Origin of the sequence: Caballeronia sp. INML3B, assembly GCF_023631305.1 — a bacterium.
Taxonomy (GTDB): Bacteria; Pseudomonadota; Gammaproteobacteria; order Burkholderiales; family Burkholderiaceae; genus Caballeronia; species Caballeronia turbans.
In genome coordinates this window covers 146,496-163,391 of sequence record NZ_JALQDI010000001.1, presented here as the reverse complement: position 1 = coordinate 163,391, position 16,896 = coordinate 146,496, and the positions used below count along the sequence as shown (strand labels likewise).

Here is a 16,896-nt window from a genome sequence, read left to right as displayed (position 1 = left end):
TTTCCGAGACCGAAGTCCCGCGTCGATTACATCTTCACGACGTCGAGCAGCGTCTTCTTGCCGCCCTTGTAGTTGTACAGCGAGATCACGCCGTGCTTCAGATCGCCCTTCGAATCGAAGGTCGTCTGGCCGATCACGCCCTTGTAGTCCGTATTCGGCATCGCGGCGACGATCTTGGCCGGATCGGTCGAGTTGGCGCGCTTCATCGCGTCGACGATGATGTACACCGCGTCATACGTGAACGGCGCGTAGATCTGGATCGGCTGGCCGAAGCGCTTCTGGAACTTGTCCGCGAACTGCTTGCCGCCGTCCATCTTCTCGAGCGCCATGCCCGCTTCCGAGCACACGACGTTGTCGGTCGCGTCGCCGGCCAGATCCGACAGCTTTTCGGTACAGACGCCGTCGCCCGCGAGAACCTTCGCGCGCAGGCCGAGCTGCTTGGCTTGCTTGGCGAACGGGCCGCCGGTCGCGTCCATGCCGCCGTACATCACGGCGTCGGGGTTTTCGCCCTTGATCTTGGTCAGAATGGCGCGGAAGTCGACAGCCTTGTCGTTGGTCGCGTCATGCGAGATCACCTTGAGGCCGAGCGACTTGGCGGTCTTCTCGAATTCGTTCGCGAGACCCTGGCCGTAAGCGGTCGAATCGTCGACCACGGCAACCGTCTTCACCTTCAGGCTCTTCGCCGCGTAGTTGGCGAGCGCCGGGCCTTGCTGCGCATCGGTCGCGACGACGCGATACGTCGTCTTGAAGCCTTGCTGCGTGTAGGTCGGGTTCGTCGCCGACGGGGAGATCTGGACGATGCCCGCGTCGCTGTAAATCTTCGAAGCCGGAATAGACGTACCGGAGTTCAAGTGACCGACGACGCCGACGACCTTGTCATCGACCAGCTTCTGCGCCACCTGCGTGGCGGTGCGCGGGTCGGCTGCGTCGTCCTGCGCGTCGAGTTCCAGCGTGATCTTCTGGCCGCCGATCGTGAGACCCTTGGCGTTGATCTCTTCGACTGCGAGCCGCGCGCCGTTTTCGTTATCCTTGCCTAGGTGAGCAATGCCGCCGGTCAGCGGAGCGACGTGACCGATCTTGACGACCTGGTCGGCTGCTGCGGACGTTGCCAACGTAGCGAACAGCACGGCTGCAGCGCTGATCGGCAACAGTTTGTGAAGCTTGGTGTTCATGTAAGTCTCCAGTTTCGGTCCCAAAAACAACGTAATCGCCCTGTGCCCCGTCTTTCATCACGATCGCTCAGTCCCGTGGACGACCACGCCGGATGCATCGTCATGCACTTGGCAAGTCCTTCCGGCGGCCGTTCGTGGCAGCCGCCATCCGCACTGCGCGCAAGTGTAGGGTTGTCAAATTAATTTAGGGAAGTTTTTTAAGATAGTGGTGTCACTACCAATTAACGGCCAGTTGTGATGCGCCGCCGTTTGTGGTGGTGTTCGCGCGAAGACGCCCTGTGCATGCGGGTTTGCGCGACATCGGCGCGCAAAGGTTTGACTGTCATTCAAGTTCGATTGGCACGCACCGATAATCCCTGCCGGCCGTCATCATTAGCCTGTTCTTTTAAAGCTTCTTTTTAGCTTGCGTTTAGATCGGAGGCTCTAAAAACCGGCTGCGCGTCAAACGGCGTGCCAAGCGCAGGGCGGACGGTCAGGGCGACTGAAAGGGAAAGCTGGCAAACTCACCCGGCCAACCTTTTCACATACGCAAGGAGTATCGACGTGACCGTACCCGTGACTTCCCGCTGGATCGACATCCCGGCCGATGGCGACAGCTTCCAGGGCTATCTCGCGCTACCCAGGACAGGCACCGGGCCTGCCGTGATCATCCTGCAGGAGATCTTCGGCGTGAACGGCCACATACGCAGCGTCGCCGATCAATACGCCGCCGATGGCTATGTCGCGCTCGCGCCCGACGTCTTCTGGCGCACGCAGCCGCGCGTCGAGCTGGGCTACGAAGGCGCGGATCGCGAAAAGGCGATGGAACTGCTGCAAAAGACCAAGCTCGACGCCGCTGTCGCCGATGTCGGCGCGGCCGCGGATGCGCTGGGCGCGCTGCCCGAGGTGACGGGCAAGATCGCCGCGATCGGCTATTGCTTCGGCGGCCGGCTCGCGTATCTCGCGGCGGCGCAGGGTTCCGTCGATCTGGCGGTGGCCTACTACGGCGGCGGCATTCAGAATGCGCTCGATAAAGCCGATCAGGTCAAAGTGCCGATGCAGTTCCACTACGGCGAACTCGACGCGCACATTCCGCCCGATGCGGTGGATGCCGTGCGCCAGAAGTTCGCCGGCCGCAAGGATTCGGCGCTGTACGTCTACCCGCAAGCCGACCACGGTTTCAACTGCGGCGATCGCGCGTCGTACAACGCCCGGGCGTCAGCGCTCGCGCACGGGCGCACGCTGACCTTCCTCGGCGAGCATCTGTAAAAGCAAACTGCATGAGCGAGCGCGCCCGCACGGGGCGCTCGTTATATCAGCGCGGGCAAGCCTTCGACGAGAAGAAAGGCGGCGAGCACACCGAGCAGCGCACCGAATACACGCAGGACGTTGTTCTTGAAATGCGTCGCGCAGGGAATGGCCCCAAGGAACAGCGCGCCAGCGAGCGCCATCGGGATGATCAGGATGAAGTCGCCGATCGTGAAGTACGTCATAGTGCGTCTCCCTTCGTCTTGCTTCTGGCTTTGATCGTCGCGCGGTGAGAAGCTGCATCGACGATTCGAGTATAGGCCGCTCAAGTCAAAGGCGTCGGTGATCTTCGTGCGATGGGAAACCCGAGCGATGCACGAAAGCCTTGCCTGACAAGGCTTGACGCGCGCCCGTTTTTAAGCAAACACGGAAAACCCTTAGCTTCGCTTCTTTTCAACCGGCTTTCGACTCACGCGACCGGCGCGCGCTCGCGCCGGTTCAGGTACGTCGCGCCCGCCAGTCCGACGAGCAGCAATCCGCCGATCAGCCCGGCCACGCCCGTCCATCCGAACTCGGTCCAGAAGTGGCCGCCGTACGATCCGATCAGGCTCGATCCGATGTAATACGCGAGCAGATAGAGCGCCGCCGCCTGTCCTTTGGCCTGCGCTGCGAGCCGCCCGACCCAGCCGCTCGCGACCGCGTGGCCGGCGAAGAAGCCGAACGTCAGGCACGCGATACCGGCGATGATTACCGGCAGCGCGTTCGACAGCGTCAGCGCAATGCCGAGCATCATCAGGAAGAGACTCGCGATCAGCACGCGGCCGCGTCCGAAGACATCGGCCATCTTGCCGGACCACGGCGACGCGACGACGCCCGTGAGATACACGGTGAAGATCGCGCCGATCTGCGTCTGATTCAGTTGAAACGGCGCGCCGAGCAGCCGGTAACCGACGTAGTTGTAGAGCGTGACGAAACTGCCCATCAGCACGAAGCCGATGAGGAACAGAAACGGCAAGCCGCCGTGCCTCAAATGGCCGGCAAGCGAGCGCCGATGATGCGCGAACCCGACGCCGCGCCGAGGCTTGAACCGCCGCGACGGCGGCAGGAGCGAACGGAACGCGAGCGTGGCGAGCAAACCCAGCAGCCCGATGCCGCCGATCGCGACGCGCCAGCCGAACAGGTCCGCGAGGATGCCGCTGATCACACGCCCCGCCATCCCGCCGATTGCAGTCCCGCCGACATACAAACCCATCGCGAGACCGAGGCCTTCCGGATGCACTTCCTCCGCGAGATACGCCATCGCGACGGCGGGCACGCCGCCGAGCGCGAAGCCTTCGAGTGCGCGCACCGCGAGTAGCGCGTGCCAATCGGGCAGCACCGCGGCGATGACCGTCAACACCGACGATGCAAGCAGCGAAAGCGTCATCAAACGGTGGCGGCTCCAGCTTTCCGAGACGAATCCCGCGATGAAGATGGCAATCGCGAGCGCCGCCGTGCTCACCGACACCGCAAGCGCGCTGACAGCCGGACTGACGCCGAATGCCTTCGTGAACTCGGGAAGCAACGGCTGCACGCAATACAGCAGCGAGAAAGTCGCGTAGCCGGCGAACAGCAGCGCAAGCGATGCACGCCAGTAGGCGCGCGAGCCGCGTTCGAGATACGGCGCGGCGTCGGCGGCGCGGTTGGCATTATCGTCGGCGTTCGGGCGCTCGGGCGCCGGTGCAGCATTCACGAATGAAGTCTCCGCTGAAAAACTCTCGACGATACGCCGATCCCTAGGGTTTTGCCTAATACGACACACGCTCTTCGGCGACGATCACCGAGTAATTACTGCGAGTCGTCTGCGATCGGCAACATAACGAGCCAAATGGCGTCGCGCCGACGCATCGCGATGCGCTAAAGTAAGAGCACAATCGTTCATGAAAGCCGCGCATGTCGCGCTTCCCGCAACAAAGACGCGGCGATTGTCTGGTGCACGAGCCGTGAAAAGCCTGTGCTTGGTGAAATATATGACCGGCGTTTTATCCTCAGCCGGCGTTGAAACGGGGATTCATCATGCAAATCGGTTCGATTGTCCGCTCTGTGCATATTGCCGTGCCTCAGGGTGCGCGCGGCATCGTCATGCGCATTCTCGGTGACATGGCGATGGTCGCCTGGTACGCGGGCGAGCCCGGCGTGACCAAGCTGCTCAATACGGAGCCGTTCTTTCTCGAAGACCTGATCGATACGGGCGATGTCGTGCGCCCGTCGAACACGGTCGTTCATTGAACGGCGCCGCATCGTTGATGTAATGATGCCGCCCGCGCGAAGGCGCGGCACAATGCCGGGATGAACCCAATCGATCCCGATTCCCAAGGCGCGCCTGCCGATGACGCGCCGCCCTTCGCCGGCCTCACGCCCGAGCGCGTGCTCGATGCGCTGGACAGCGTGCTGATCCCCGTGGGCACACGCACCGACGGCCGCCTGCTGCCGCTCAACAGCTACGAGAACCGCGTCTATCAGGTGGGCGTCGAAGACGGCGCGCCGGTCGTCGCGAAGTTTTATCGTCCGGAACGCTGGTCGAATACGGCGATCCTCGAAGAACATGCATTCGTCGCCAGTCTCGTCGAACGCGAGATTCCGGCGGTGCCGGCGCGCGTGCTCGAAGGCGCGACGCTGCACGAATTCGACGGTTTCCGCTTCTCGGTTTTCGAGCGCCGCGGCGGACGCGCGCCCGATCTCGACCACACCGATACGCTCGAATGGCTCGGGCGCTTCATCGGGCGCATTCACGCGGTGGGCGGACTCGAGTCTTATCGCGAGCGACCCACGCTCGATATCGAGACGTTCGGCTACGAACCGCGCGATTTTCTGCTGACGCATGGCTTCATCCCCGCCGATGTGCGCGAAGCCTGGGAAACCGTCGTATCGATGGCGCTCGAAGGCGTCGCGCAATGCTTCGACCGCGCGGGCGACGTGCGGCATCTGCGTCTGCACGGCGACTGTCATCCGAGCAACGTGCTCTGGACCGACGCGGGCCCCCATTTCGTCGATTTCGACGATAGCCGAATGGGTCCGGCGATTCAGGATTTATGGCTGCTGTTGCCCGCCGGACGCGCGGACGCATCGCGCGCGCTCACGGATCTGCTCGCCGGCTACGAAGATTTCTGCGAGTTCGATCAGCGTGAACTGCATCTCGTGGAAGCCTTGCGCACGCTCCGGCTGATCCACTACTCCGCGTGGCTGGCGCGCCGCTGGAACGATCCCGCGTTTCCGGCCGCCTTTCCCTGGTTCAACACGCAACGCTATTGGGAAGACCGCATCCTCGAACTGCGCGAGCAAGTCGGCGCGATGCAGGAAGGGCCGCTCTGGCCCGTCTGAAACTTTTCGTGACATTCGCGCACTGTCAGGCAATCGCAAAGCATTGAAAAGCGCTTTGCCGCGTGTAATGATAACAATTCTCATTTGCCCGCCTTTCGTCGATCGCCGCGCGTTCGTTCGCGTATAGCCGATCGGGGCGCGGCTTTGCCTGCTAACGCCCGATCTGGAGAGACGCGTGAACGCGCCTGACACCCTCAATCCGCAGCCGCCCGCGACGAGCGGCCCGACGCACTATCGCCCGCATGGACGCCTCATCGACGATGCCGAGCAATTCGCGCGCAAGAACCGCTCGCGCCGCTCGACGTTTCTGAAGTGGCTGCGCAAGGTGCACGGCTGGATCGGCTTGTGGGGCGCGCTGCTCGGCCTGCTGTTCGGCATGACGGGCTTTCTGCTGAATCACCGCGCGCCGCCGCTGCGCATTTCCACGGGCGAGCCGCAGGTTTCGCAGATGCAGATGCCGCTGCCCGCCGAAGGCTTCAAGACGCCGCGCGACATGGGCGCGTGGCTGAAGAAGGAATTGAAGCTCGATGGCAACCTCGGGCGCACGCGCCGCGAGCCGGCGCATCCGGTCGGCTGGGGCGACAGGAGCACCATGCAGCCGGAGCAATGGTCGGTGATGGTGGCATCCCCCGGCGGCAGCGTGATGGCCGAGTACTGGGTGGGCAACAACTTCGTGTCGGTGAAACGCACGGAAAACACCGTCCTCGCGATGATGACCAACCTGCACAAGGGCGTGGGCCTGAGCGTGGGCTGGGTGCTGCTCATCGACACGTTTGCGGGCAGCATCGTTCTTCTTTCGCTGACCGGCGTGTTGCTGTGGACCGAGTTGAACAAGAAGCGAACGGCGGGCGTGGTGATCGTCGCGACATCGTTGATCGCGGCGATTGTTTGCGGGTTGATGTGACTTCCGGCTACGCGGCGCGCTTTCCCGTCCCCGGGTTATGCCGCGTGGGTCACAGATAAAGGCCGCTCCCCAGCACCACGATCGTCAGCACATCGAACGCCGCTCAGAAAATCTTGAGCGGCATTCCGCCCGGCAGCACATCGCCGATCAAAACCTCCCCGGGCATTCGATGCAGACTTCGAGCCAAGGAGGGAAAGGCTTCGCGTCAGCCTATCCGGCCACGCAAACGAGAGATGCGGACCAAGGACGCATCGTCAGGATTTCGTAGTCATTGCGGCGCGCTCAGACGCCGCACACTTCGCCTCTCCCCGCTACCTCGCGCGCCGCCTTCGCGCCTTCGACCTGCAACAACTCCGGCAACGACACGCCGTTCTTCGCCGCCGTGACCTCCGCGAGAATCGACACGGCAATCTCCGGCGGCGTCCTGCTGCCAATGTAGATGCCCACCGGTCCATGCAGCCGCGCGAGTTCGGCCTCGCTGAGATCGAACTCCTTGAGGCGCTCGCGACGTGCCGCGTTATTGCGCCGCGAACCGAGCGCGCCGACATAGAACGCGCGTGTCTTCAACGCTTCCATCAACGCGAGATCGTCGAGCTTGGGATCGTGCGTGAGCGCGATCACCGCGCAGCGCTCGTCGAGCTTCATGTCCATGACGGTGTCGTCGGGCATGGTGCGCACGATCGTCGTACCCGGCACGTTCCACTCTTCCGTATATTCCTCGCGCGGATCGCAGACGGTGACCTGATAGTCCAGCCCGACCGCGATGCTGCACAGATACTGCGACAGCTGCCCCGCGCCGATCACCAGCATCCGGTAGCGCGGGCCGTGAATCGTCAGAAGCCGCGCGTCGTCGAAAAGCACGCCGTCGGTGGCTTGCGCGGGTTCGAGGTGCACATCGCCCGTCGCCATGTCGAGCGTGCGCGCGACGAGCCTGCCGCTTTCCACCGCCGCGCACAGTTCGGCAATGCCGCTCGACATCGTCAAAGGTTCCAGCACGAGCTGGATCGTGCCGCCGCACGGCAAGCCGAACCGGTGCGCCTCTTCCGCGCTGATGCCGTACTTCACCGCCTCCGGCTTCGTCTGCTCGATGCCCCGTTGCCGCACGCGGTCGATGAGATCGTCCTCGATGCATCCGCCCGACACCGAGCCGACGACGTGACCATCGCCGCGCACGGCGAGCATCGCGCCCTCGGGCCTCGGCGACGAACCCCACGTCTTCACCACCGTCACGAGCAACACGCGATGCCCCTCTTCGAGCCATCGCGCGCTGTTCTTCAGGACTTCGAGATCCACGCTGTCCATGATTTCTTTCCTTTCTCCTGCCCTTCCTGCACTTCTCCGCCGTTTTCGTCGGCGGCGCCTGCACCCTGCGATTCCTGCCCGCCCTGCAACTGCGCGCTGAACCGCTTGAAGAATTCACCCGCAATCTTACGCGCCGCGCCGTCGACAAGCCGCGAGCCGATTTGCGCGAGCTTGCCGCCGACCTGCGCGTGCGCACTGTAGCTGAGCTTCGTCGTGTCGGCTTCGTCGCCGGGTTCGAGGTTCACGGTCGCGCTGCCCTTGCTGAAGCCGGCCGCGCCGCCCTGCCCTTCGAACACGATCGTGTAAGTATGCGGGGCGTCGATATTCGTGAGCTCCATTCTGCCCTTGAAGCGCGCCTTAACCGGCCCGACCGACGCGGTCATCGCGACGTTGTAGGCGTTCTCGCCGTCGGCGTCGATGCTGTCGCAGCCGGGAATGCAGACCTTCAGCATCGACGTGTCGTTGAGCGCTTCCCACGCGCGCGCCTGAGGCACGGGTAACGTGTGTGTTTCGGTCAGTTCCATCGCGGGCCTCCCAAGGGCTTGTGTTGCGACAGGACGGCGAGTTCGCGGCCCACAGCGCCGAGGCTGTCGAGGTTATGGGCCGCGAGCATCGCATCGACGTGCGGCAGGATCGCGCGCACGCCTCGCGCGCGCGGCGTGAAATCGGCGAAGCGCAACAGCGGATTGAGCCACACGAGCCGATGCGCGAAGCGTCTGAGCCGTTGCATCTCGGCATCGAGCACGTCGATGGCTTCGTGATCGAGGCCATCGGTGACGAGCAGCACCGTCGCCCGACCGGCCAGCACACGGCGGGCCCAGCGTCGATTGAACTCCGCGAGCGCCGCGCCGATGCGCGTGCCGCCCGACCAGTCCGCCACCTGTGCCCCGAGCGTCGCGATGGCGACATCGGGATCGCGTTCGCGCAATGCGCGCGTCGCATTGGTCAGGCGCGTGCCAAACAAGAATACCTGGAGACGTTCGCGCGACTGCAATAGCGCGTGACAGAAATAGAGCACGGCACGCGAGTACGCGCTCATCGATCCGGAAATGTCGAGCAGCAAGACGAGCGGCGGCCTGCGCTCGACCGCCGCGCGATACTTCCACACGGTCCAGTCGCCGCCCGAGCGGACGGCATGGCGCGCGCTCGCCTTGAGGTCGGCGTGCGTGCCGCGCGACGCCGCCTTCAGCCTGCGCGTCGGCTCGGTCGCGAGCGGCATCCGGTGCGCGCGGATCTGATGCCGCAGCGTGCGCCATTCGTCGGCGCTGAGCGTATCGAAGTCGCGATGACTCAGGCGTTCCTGCGAGCTGAACGTGATGCGCGCGTGCGCCTCTTCGGGTTTCGATTCCGACGCCTGCGCTTTCGATGCCGCGGCGCGCGTCGCCAATGCATCGGCTAGACGGTTGTTGCGCTTCGGCGGCGGCAGGCCGCCCTTCACCTTCGGCAGCAATAGCGCGCGCAGCTTGCCTTCCCAGTCGGGATCGCGCCAGAAGAGATCGAATGCGGCGTCGAAGATGTCGCGCTCGTCATTCGCGTGAACGAGAAGGCACGCGAGCGTCGCGCGCACGTCGTCGCGGCGATTCAGATCGACGAGACGCAGCGCGTCGAGCGCATCCACCGCGTGCGCGGGCGACATGCCGAGACCCGCGGCCCGCAGGAGCCTCACGAAATGCACGACATTGCGGGCGAAGGGTTCCATCGTCATGGCGTGGCGGAGAGGCATTGCGCGAGCGTGTCGGCGTCCATGCGCGCGAGATCGTCCTGATACTTGAGCAGCACGCCGAGCGTGTCCTGAACCGATTGCGGATCGAGTTCCGACACCGACAACGCCGCGAGCGCGCGGCACCAGTCGATCGTTTCCGCGACGCCCGGCGCCTTGAACAGATCCAGCGTGCGCAGCGCGTGCACGAACGCGACGGCGCGCTTCTGCAAATCCTGCCCCGCTTCCGGCGCGCGCGCCGCGACGATCGCGAGTTCGACGTCGCGCTCCGGATAACCGATCCATTGATAGAGACAGCGGCGCTTCAGCGCATCGTGGACTTCGCGCGTGCGGTTCGATGTCATTACGACGAGCGGCGGCCGCGCCGCCCGCACGGTGCCGTATTCCGGAATCGATACCTGAAAATCCGACAGCAATTCGAGCAGAAACGCTTCGAACGGCTCGTCGGCGCGGTCGATCTCGTCGATCAGCAAAACGCGGCGCGCATCGGGGTTCGCGGGATCGGGCAGCAGCGCCTGAAGCAACGGACGCTTCAGCAAGAACTCGCCGCGATACAGCGAATCGTTCGAAGGCGTCTCACCCGAGGCCTCCGCGAGCCGCAGCGCCATGATCTGCCGCGGATAGTCCCATTCGTAGAGCGCGCTGGCAGTATCGAGTCCTTCGTAGCATTGCAGACGCAACAGCGTAGTGCCGCACACGCCCGCCGCCGCTTTCGCGAGCTCGGTCTTGCCGACGCCCGGCTCGCCTTCGAGAAACAGCGGCCGCTGCATCCTGAGCGCGAGAAAGAGCGCCGTCGCGAGCTCGCGGTTCGCGAAGTACCGATGCTCGCGCAACCGCGCGAGCGTGTCGTCGATGGAGCCGGGCTCGCCCTGCATCGCGATCAGAAGGACATCGCGCGCTCGATCGCGCGGCCCGCGAGCACCGGAATCAGATGCGCGCGATATTCGGCGCTCGCGTGCATGTCCGAGTTCAGCTCGTCGGGCAGGATCCTGACGCCCCGCGCCGATGCGACCGAAAAGTCCTTCGATAACGCCGCTTCGAGCTCGGCCGGACGAAACACGGAAGACGCCGCGCCCGTCACGCCGACGCGCACGCCGTCTCCGAACTTCGCGACGAACACGCCGACGAGCGCGAAGTGCGACGCCGGATTGCGAAACTTCTCGTAGCCCGCACGCTCGGCGAGCGGGAACTCGACGGCCGTGATCAGCTCGTCGGGTTCGAGCGCGGTCGTGTACATGTCGATGAAGAAATCGTCCGCGCCGATGCGCCTTCTGTCCGTCACGACGGTCGCGTTCAGCGCGAGCACGGCGGACGGATAGCACGCCGCCGGATCGTCGTTCGCGAGCGAGCCGCCGATCGTGCCGCGCTCGCGCACCTGCCGGTCGCCGATGCGCCCCGCAAGGTCCGCCAGGCCAGGCAGCGCCTTCTTCACGTCGGCGTTCGATGCGACCTCCGCATGGCAGACCGCGCCGCCGATAGTGAGCGTGCTGCCATCGAGCGTGACGCCTTTCATCGACGCGATGCGCGTCACGTCGATCAGCGCCGACGGCTGCGCGAGGCGCAGGCGCATCGTCGGCAGCAGGCTCTGGCCGCCCGCGAGAAACTTCGCGTCGCCGTTCGCGCCGAGCGTGCCGACCGCCGCCTTCGCTTCGTTCGGCCGTTGATAGTCGAATGAGTACATTTTTCGGGCTCCTCAGGCGTGTTGGGCGTTGTGCATCGCGGTCCAGACGCGGTGCGGCGTCGCGGGCATCTGCAAGTCCTTCACGCCGAGCGGCGTGAGCGCATCGAGAATCGCGTTGATCACGGCCGGCGGCGAGCCGATCGCGCCCGCCTCGCCGCAGCCCTTCACGCCGAGCGGATTGTGCGTGCACGGCGTGCCCTTCGCGGTCTCCACGGTGAAGTTCGGCAGATCGATCGCGTGCGGCATCGCGTAATCCATGAAGGAGCCGGAGAGCAGCTGGCCGGTGCTGTCGTCGTAGACGCAGCGTTCGAGCATCGCCTGGCCGATGCCCTGCCCCAGCCCGCCATGCACCTGCCCTTCGACGATCATCGGGTTGATGACGTTGCCGAAGTCGTCGACCGCCGTGAATTTCTGGATGCGCGTCTCGCCCGTGTCCTGATCGACTTCGACTTCGCACACATACGCGCCCGACGGATAGGTGAAGTTGGTCGGATCATAGAACGCGTTTTCGTTGAGGCCCGGCTCCATCGTTTCGAGCGGGAAGTTGTGCGGCACGTACGCGGCGAGCGATACATCGACGAACGACTTCGTGCGGTCCGTGCCCGCGACGCTGAATACGCCGTTCTTGAACTCGATGTCCTCCACCGCCGCTTCGAGCAGATGCGCGGCGATCTTCTTCGCCTTCGCTTCGACCTTGTCGAGCGCCTTCATGATCGCCGAGCCGCCAACGGAGATCGAGCGCGAGCCGTATGTGCCCATGCCGAACGGAATGCGGCCGGTGTCGCCGTGAATGATCTCGACGTTATCGATGGAAATGCCGAGCCGGTCCGCGACGACCTGCGCGAACGTCGTTTCGTGCCCTTGTCCGTGGCTGTGCGAGCCGGTGAAGACGGTGACCGAGCCTGTCGGATGGACGCGCACTTCGCCCGCTTCGAAGAGGCCCGCGCGCGCGCCCAGCGCACCCGCCACGTTCGACGGCGCGAGCCCGCAGGCCTCGATATAGCACGAATAACCGATACCGCGCAGCTTGCCGTTCTTCTTCGATTCTTCCTTGCGCGCCGCGAAGCCTCTCACGTCGGCGAGTTCGAGTGCGCGGTCGAGACACGCGTCGTAGTCGCCCGTGTCGTAGGTGAGACCGACCGGCGTCGCGTACGGAAACTCGCGGATGAAGTTGCGGCGGCGCAATTCGACCGGGTCGATATTCAGCTCGCGCGCCGCCGTCTCCACGAGGCGCTCGACGACATACGTCGCTTCCGGCCGGCCCGCGCCGCGATAGGCATCGACGGGCACCGTGTTCGTGAACACGGCTTTGACTTCGGCGTAGATCGCGGGCGTCGTGTATTGACCGGCGAGCAGCGTCGCGTAAAGCACGGTCGGGATCGACGATGCGAACGTCGACAGATACGCGCCCATGTTCGCCGTCGTATGCACGCGCATGCCGATGAACTTGCCGTCCTTGTCCAGCGCGAGCTCGGCCTTGGTCACGTGATCGCGGCCATGCGCGTCGGAGAGGAAGGCTTCGGAACGCTCGGCGGTCCACTTGATAGGCCGCCCGACTTTCTTCGACGCCCACGTCAGCGCGACATCTTCCGGATAGAGAAAGATCTTCGAACCGAAGCCGCCGCCTACGTCCGGCGCGATCACGCGCAGTTTCGATTCCGGCAGTTGCAGCACGAACGCCGCCATCAGCAAACGCTCGACGTGCGGATTCTGATTCGCGACGTAGACCGTGTAGCTGTCGTCGTGCTTCGAATAGCTCGCATTGACGGCGCGCGGCTCGATCGCGTTCGGCACGAGGCGCTGGTTCACGATATCGAGCGTCGTCACGTGCGCGGCCTGGGCGAACGCGGCGTCGGTCTTCGCCTTGTCGCCGTGGCCCCAGTTGTAGCAGACGTTGTTCGGCACGCTGTCGTGCACGAGCGGCTGCCCGGCATCCGATGCGCTTGCCGTATCGACGGTCGCGGGCAGTTCGTCGTAATCGACCTCGATCAATTCGAGCGCGTCCTTCGCCTCCTTCACCGATTCCGCGACGACGAGCGCCACCTGATCGCCCACGTGCAACACCTTGTCGTGCGCGATGACGGGATGCGGCGGCTCGTGCATCGGCGAGCCGTCGGTGCTGTGGATGAGCCAGCCGCACGGCAGGCCGCCAACGTTCTCGCCCGCCATATCCTTGCCGGTGAAGATGCCGACCACGCCCGGCGACTTCATCGCCGCTTCGATATCGATGCGCCTGATCTTCGCGTGCGCGTGCGGCGAGCGCAGGAATACGCCGTAGCTTTGCTGCGGCATGACCACGTCGTCGGTGTACTGGCCCGCGCCCGTCAGGAAGCGATAGTCTTCCTTGCGCTTGACGCCGGCGCCGATCAGTTTCTGTTGCTCAGGGGCATTCATCACGGTCTCCTTGCGCCCGGAGTTGGCGCTTTAACGCCTTGCTCGAGCCCGCACAGGGCGAGAAAGGCGCGATTCATCGTTTCGTAAGGGAGATGGGCGTCGCGTCAGGCGCCGGATTTCATGGCCTGCGCGCCGTGGAGAACGGCTTTCACGATGTTGTGATACCCCGTGCAGCGACACAGATTGCCGTCGAGCTGTTCGCGCACGTCTTCTTCGGAAAGGTCCGGTGATTGCGCGGCCAGCGCGCTCGCGGTCATCACCATGCCCGGCGTACAGAAGCCGCACTGCAAACCGTGACATTCCTTGAAGGCCGCCTGCATCGGATGAAGCTGGCCGTCCTTAGCCATGCCTTCGATGGTCGTCACTGTCATGCCATCCGCCTGCACGGCGAGGATGTTGCACGACTTGATCGCGCGGCCGTCGAGATGAACGGTGCACGCGCCGCACTGCGCGGTGTCGCAGCCGATATGCGTGCCGGTGAGCCTGAGTTGATCGCGGAGGAACTGGACGAGCAGAAGATGCGGTTCGACGGTGGCGGTCACGGGTTTCCCGTTGACCGTCAGGCTGATGCTGAGCGCCATTTTCACTGTCTCCTTTGCGATCAGAGCCGGCGCTTTTGCGCCTCACTCTGATCCCATGCAGTTTCACTGCTGTGGGATGGACCAGCCTTGCGCCACGCACCTGCCTACTGCCGCCGCGAGCGTTCAGCCGGATTGGGTGTTATGTGATTGTGACATCGAGTAAAACACAAATCGGCGGGCGTCGCTATCCGCGCGAACGTCCGTCCCATATTCACGGAATCGCGGCCGCAAAAGCAAAGCGCCGCCTCTCGGGCGGCGCTTTTGCGAAGGACGATGGCGCTCAGTGCGCCACGGTTTCGCGCTTCTTCTGCGCGTTGGCGGCCGACGCGGCGGCACGCGGCGCTTCGAGAGGCGCGCGTCCGAGTACCGAGTGGCGGCGCGAGTACAGGAAGTAGATCGCAAGGCCGATCACGAGCCACACCGCGAACGCGATCCATGTCATCGCCTGGAGATTCATCATCAGGAACAGGCACGAGGCCACGGCGAGAACGGGCACCACGGGCACGCCCGGGCAGCGGAACGCGCGCGGCAGATCCGGATGCGTGCGGCGCAGGATCAGCACGGCGATGGAGACCATCGAGAACGCGGCGAGCGTGCCGATGTTGATCAGTTCGGCGAGCACGTTGAGCGGGACGAGCGCACCGATCAGGCCGAAGAAGATGCCGACCAGCCACGTCGTGAAGAACGGCGTCGCGAAGCGCGGGTGCACGCTCGACAGCCGCGCGGGCAAGAGGCCGTCGCGCGACATCGCGTAGATGATGCGCGTCTGACCGTAGCTCATCACGAGAATCACGGTGAGCATGCCGAGCACGGCGCCGAGATCGATGAAGCCCGCGACCCAGTTCTGGCCGGCCATTTGAAGCGCGAACGAGACCGGATGCGGATTGTTCGCGAACTGCGCCGCCGGCACGATGCCCGTCACGACAGCCGCGACCGCCACGTACAGCACCGCGCACACCGCGAGCGACGAGATGATGCCGATGGGCAGATCGCGCTTCGGATTTTTCACTTCCTCGGCCGCTGACGACACCGAATCGAAGCCGATGAACGCGAAGAACATCACCGCCGCCGCGCCGAACACGCCGGACCAGCCGTTCGGCATGAACGGATGCCAGTTCGCCGGCTTGACGTGGAACACGCCCACGGCGATCACGAGCAGCACGACCGTCACCTTGATCGCGACCATGATGTTGTTCACGCGCGTGGATTCCTTAACGCCGACCGAGAGCAGCGACGTGATCGCCATCATCACGAGAAACGCGGGCAGGTTGAAGAAAGTGACGTGGCCGGGCACGGCGCCCGGCGCGGCGGAAAGCGCCGTAGGCAGCGAAATGCCGAAGCCCGACAGCAGCGATTGCAGATAGCCCGACCAGCCGACCGACACCGCCGACGTCGCAAGCCCGTATTCGAGCATCAGGTCCCAACCGATGATCCACGCGGCAAGCTCGCCGAGCGTCGCGTACGAATAGGTGTAGATGGAGCCGGCGACGGGAATCGTCGACGAGAATTCGGCGTAGGCGAGGGCGGCGAAGCAGCAGGCGATCGCCGCGACGATGAACGAAATCATGAGCGCCGGACCGGCCTGCACGGCGCCGGTGCCGGTCAGCACGAAAATCCCCGTGCCGATGATGGCCCCGATCCCGAGGAATGTCAGATCGAGGGCGCCGAGCGTCTTCTTGAGCGACGTGCTTTGCGCGCCGGCCAGCATGTGCTCGATATTTTTCTTGCGGAACAACGACATTGCGATGAGTCTCCTTCTGGCGCGCGGGCGCCCTGCTGCGGGAAAACCCGACATTTTATCGGAGACTCGGAGATTGCCCGGTAAATGGGCACCGGGCGCGCTTTTGCGGCGATTTTCTACAGATTCATCCTCGATTTATCTTGTACAAGATAAATTGTTATCCGGCGATGGCCGGATTCATATCGACGAGACGGTTGCTCATCACATAGAAAGTAAGCTCCGCGTTGTTCGCGAGCTTCATCTTTTCCAACAACCGTGCGCGATAAACGCTCACCGTTTTAACCGAAAGCGATAAGGCATGAGCGATGTCGGTCAGCCGCTTTCCCGAGGCGAGCATGCAGAGCGTCTGATATTCGCGGTCAGACAGCTTTTCGTGCGGCAGGCGCTCGGTGTCGAGCGCAACGTAAGTCGCGAGCGCTTCGGCCATTTCGGGGCTCACGTACTTGCGGCCCGCCGCGACCTGCTGGATCGCGCCGATCATCAGCGCCGGGTCCGCCGTCTTCGATACGTAACCCGACGCGCCCGCCTTCAGCGCGCGCACCGCGTATTGATCCTCCCGATACATCGAAAACATGAGCACCGGCAGACGCGGACTTTCGCGCTTGAGACGCTTCAGTACGTCGATACCGTTCACGTCCGGCAGCGAGATATCGAGCATCGCGACGTCGAGCGGACGGCGCGCGGCCAGCGCGAGCGCCTGCATGCCGGTCTCCGCCTCCGACACTTCGGAAGCAACGCCACGTTCCAGAAGCAATTGCGCGACGCCGCGGCGCACGATGGCGTGGTCATCGGCGAGCAGGATTCTGAGCATCGC

Annotated in this window: 16 protein-coding genes; 4 read left to right on the top strand and 12 right to left on the bottom strand. The window is 64.2% G+C overall.

Annotated features, from left to right (window positions below):
* Nucleotides 1-26: 26 nt before the first annotated feature.
* Nucleotides 27-1,172 carry a branched-chain amino acid ABC transporter substrate-binding protein gene (locus tag NCS58_RS00730; RefSeq protein WP_250477250.1) on the bottom strand — a complete coding sequence of 382 codons (1,146 nt, stop codon included), beginning with the start codon at nt 1,170-1,172 and terminating at the stop codon, nt 27-29.
* Between the two features lie 543 nt (nt 1,173-1,715).
* On the opposite strand from NCS58_RS00730, the gene NCS58_RS00725 reads away from it, so the two are divergent.
* Nucleotides 1,716-2,420: a dienelactone hydrolase family protein gene (locus NCS58_RS00725; protein ID WP_250477249.1), complete on the top strand. Its 705-nt coding sequence runs from the start codon at nt 1,716-1,718 to the stop codon at nt 2,418-2,420.
* 41 nt (nt 2,421-2,461) lie between these two features.
* On the opposite strand, the gene NCS58_RS00720 is transcribed toward NCS58_RS00725, so the two are convergent.
* Both NCS58_RS00720 and NCS58_RS00715 read right to left on the bottom strand, forming a co-directional pair.
* Nucleotides 2,462-2,644: a hypothetical protein gene (locus tag NCS58_RS00720; RefSeq protein ID WP_041730863.1), complete on the bottom strand. Its 183-nt coding sequence runs from the start codon at nt 2,642-2,644 to the stop codon at nt 2,462-2,464.
* A 224-nt stretch (nt 2,645-2,868) separates the two neighbouring features.
* Nucleotides 2,869-4,131, bottom strand: coding sequence for an MFS transporter (locus NCS58_RS00715; protein WP_250537606.1), 1,263 nt, complete (start codon nt 4,129-4,131; stop codon nt 2,869-2,871).
* Nucleotides 4,132-4,454: 323 nt separating this feature from the next.
* Between NCS58_RS00715 and NCS58_RS00710 the strand changes: the two genes are divergently transcribed.
* The 3 genes from NCS58_RS00710 (at nt 4,455) to NCS58_RS00700 (ending at nt 6,663) form a co-directional block, all read left to right on the top strand.
* A complete protein-coding gene (locus NCS58_RS00710; RefSeq protein WP_008352308.1) occupies nt 4,455-4,667 on the top strand; it encodes a hypothetical protein in 213 nt (70 codons plus the stop codon).
* A 60-nt stretch (nt 4,668-4,727) separates the two neighbouring features.
* On the top strand, nt 4,728-5,759 hold the full coding sequence (locus tag NCS58_RS00705) for a serine/threonine protein kinase (protein WP_061116664.1): 1,032 nt from the start codon (nt 4,728-4,730) through the stop codon (nt 5,757-5,759).
* 175 nt (nt 5,760-5,934) lie between these two features.
* The gene (locus NCS58_RS00700) at nt 5,935-6,663 is read left to right on the top strand and encodes a PepSY-associated TM helix domain-containing protein (RefSeq protein WP_250537605.1); all 729 of its coding nucleotides are present in this window, start codon (nt 5,935-5,937) and stop codon (nt 6,661-6,663) included.
* A 282-nt stretch (nt 6,664-6,945) separates the two neighbouring features.
* Here NCS58_RS00700 and NCS58_RS00695 read toward each other — a convergent pair whose 3' ends face one another.
* From NCS58_RS00695 to rqpR, 9 genes are all read right to left on the bottom strand, one after another.
* Nucleotides 6,946-7,965: an XdhC family protein gene (locus NCS58_RS00695; protein ID WP_250537604.1), complete on the bottom strand. Its 1,020-nt coding sequence runs from the start codon at nt 7,963-7,965 to the stop codon at nt 6,946-6,948.
* Entirely contained in the window at nt 7,938-8,489 is a 552-nt protein-coding gene (locus tag NCS58_RS00690; protein ID WP_061116661.1) for a CoxG family protein, read from the bottom strand. Before NCS58_RS00690 ends, NCS58_RS00695 begins: the two co-directional genes overlap by 28 nt.
* The gene (locus tag NCS58_RS00685) at nt 8,480-9,664 is read right to left on the bottom strand and encodes a VWA domain-containing protein (protein WP_250537603.1); all 1,185 of its coding nucleotides are present in this window, start codon (nt 9,662-9,664) and stop codon (nt 8,480-8,482) included. The genes NCS58_RS00690 and NCS58_RS00685 overlap by 10 nt, the downstream gene beginning before the upstream one ends.
* Before the next feature lie 2 nt (nt 9,665-9,666).
* Nucleotides 9,667-10,560, bottom strand: a complete 894-nt coding sequence (locus NCS58_RS00680; protein ID WP_061116659.1) for a MoxR family ATPase — start codon at nt 10,558-10,560, stop codon at nt 9,667-9,669.
* 5 nt (nt 10,561-10,565) lie between these two features.
* Nucleotides 10,566-11,366: a xanthine dehydrogenase family protein subunit M gene (locus tag NCS58_RS00675; RefSeq protein ID WP_250537602.1), complete on the bottom strand. Its 801-nt coding sequence runs from the start codon at nt 11,364-11,366 to the stop codon at nt 10,566-10,568.
* 12 nt (nt 11,367-11,378) lie between these two features.
* Entirely contained in the window at nt 11,379-13,760 is a 2,382-nt protein-coding gene (locus tag NCS58_RS00670) for a xanthine dehydrogenase family protein molybdopterin-binding subunit (protein WP_250537601.1), read from the bottom strand.
* A gap of 104 nt (nt 13,761-13,864) precedes the next feature.
* Nucleotides 13,865-14,341 (bottom strand): (2Fe-2S)-binding protein, encoded by a 477-nt coding sequence (locus NCS58_RS00665; RefSeq protein WP_061116656.1) that lies wholly within the window; start codon nt 14,339-14,341, stop codon nt 13,865-13,867.
* A gap of 280 nt (nt 14,342-14,621) precedes the next feature.
* Entirely contained in the window at nt 14,622-16,082 is a 1,461-nt protein-coding gene (locus NCS58_RS00660; protein WP_284502063.1) for an amino acid permease, read from the bottom strand.
* Between the two features lie 157 nt (nt 16,083-16,239).
* Nucleotides 16,240-16,893 carry a response regulator transcription factor RqpR gene (gene rqpR / locus NCS58_RS00655; protein WP_061116654.1) on the bottom strand — a complete coding sequence of 218 codons (654 nt, stop codon included), beginning with the start codon at nt 16,891-16,893 and terminating at the stop codon, nt 16,240-16,242.
* Between the last annotated feature and the right edge of the window lie 3 nt (nt 16,894-16,896).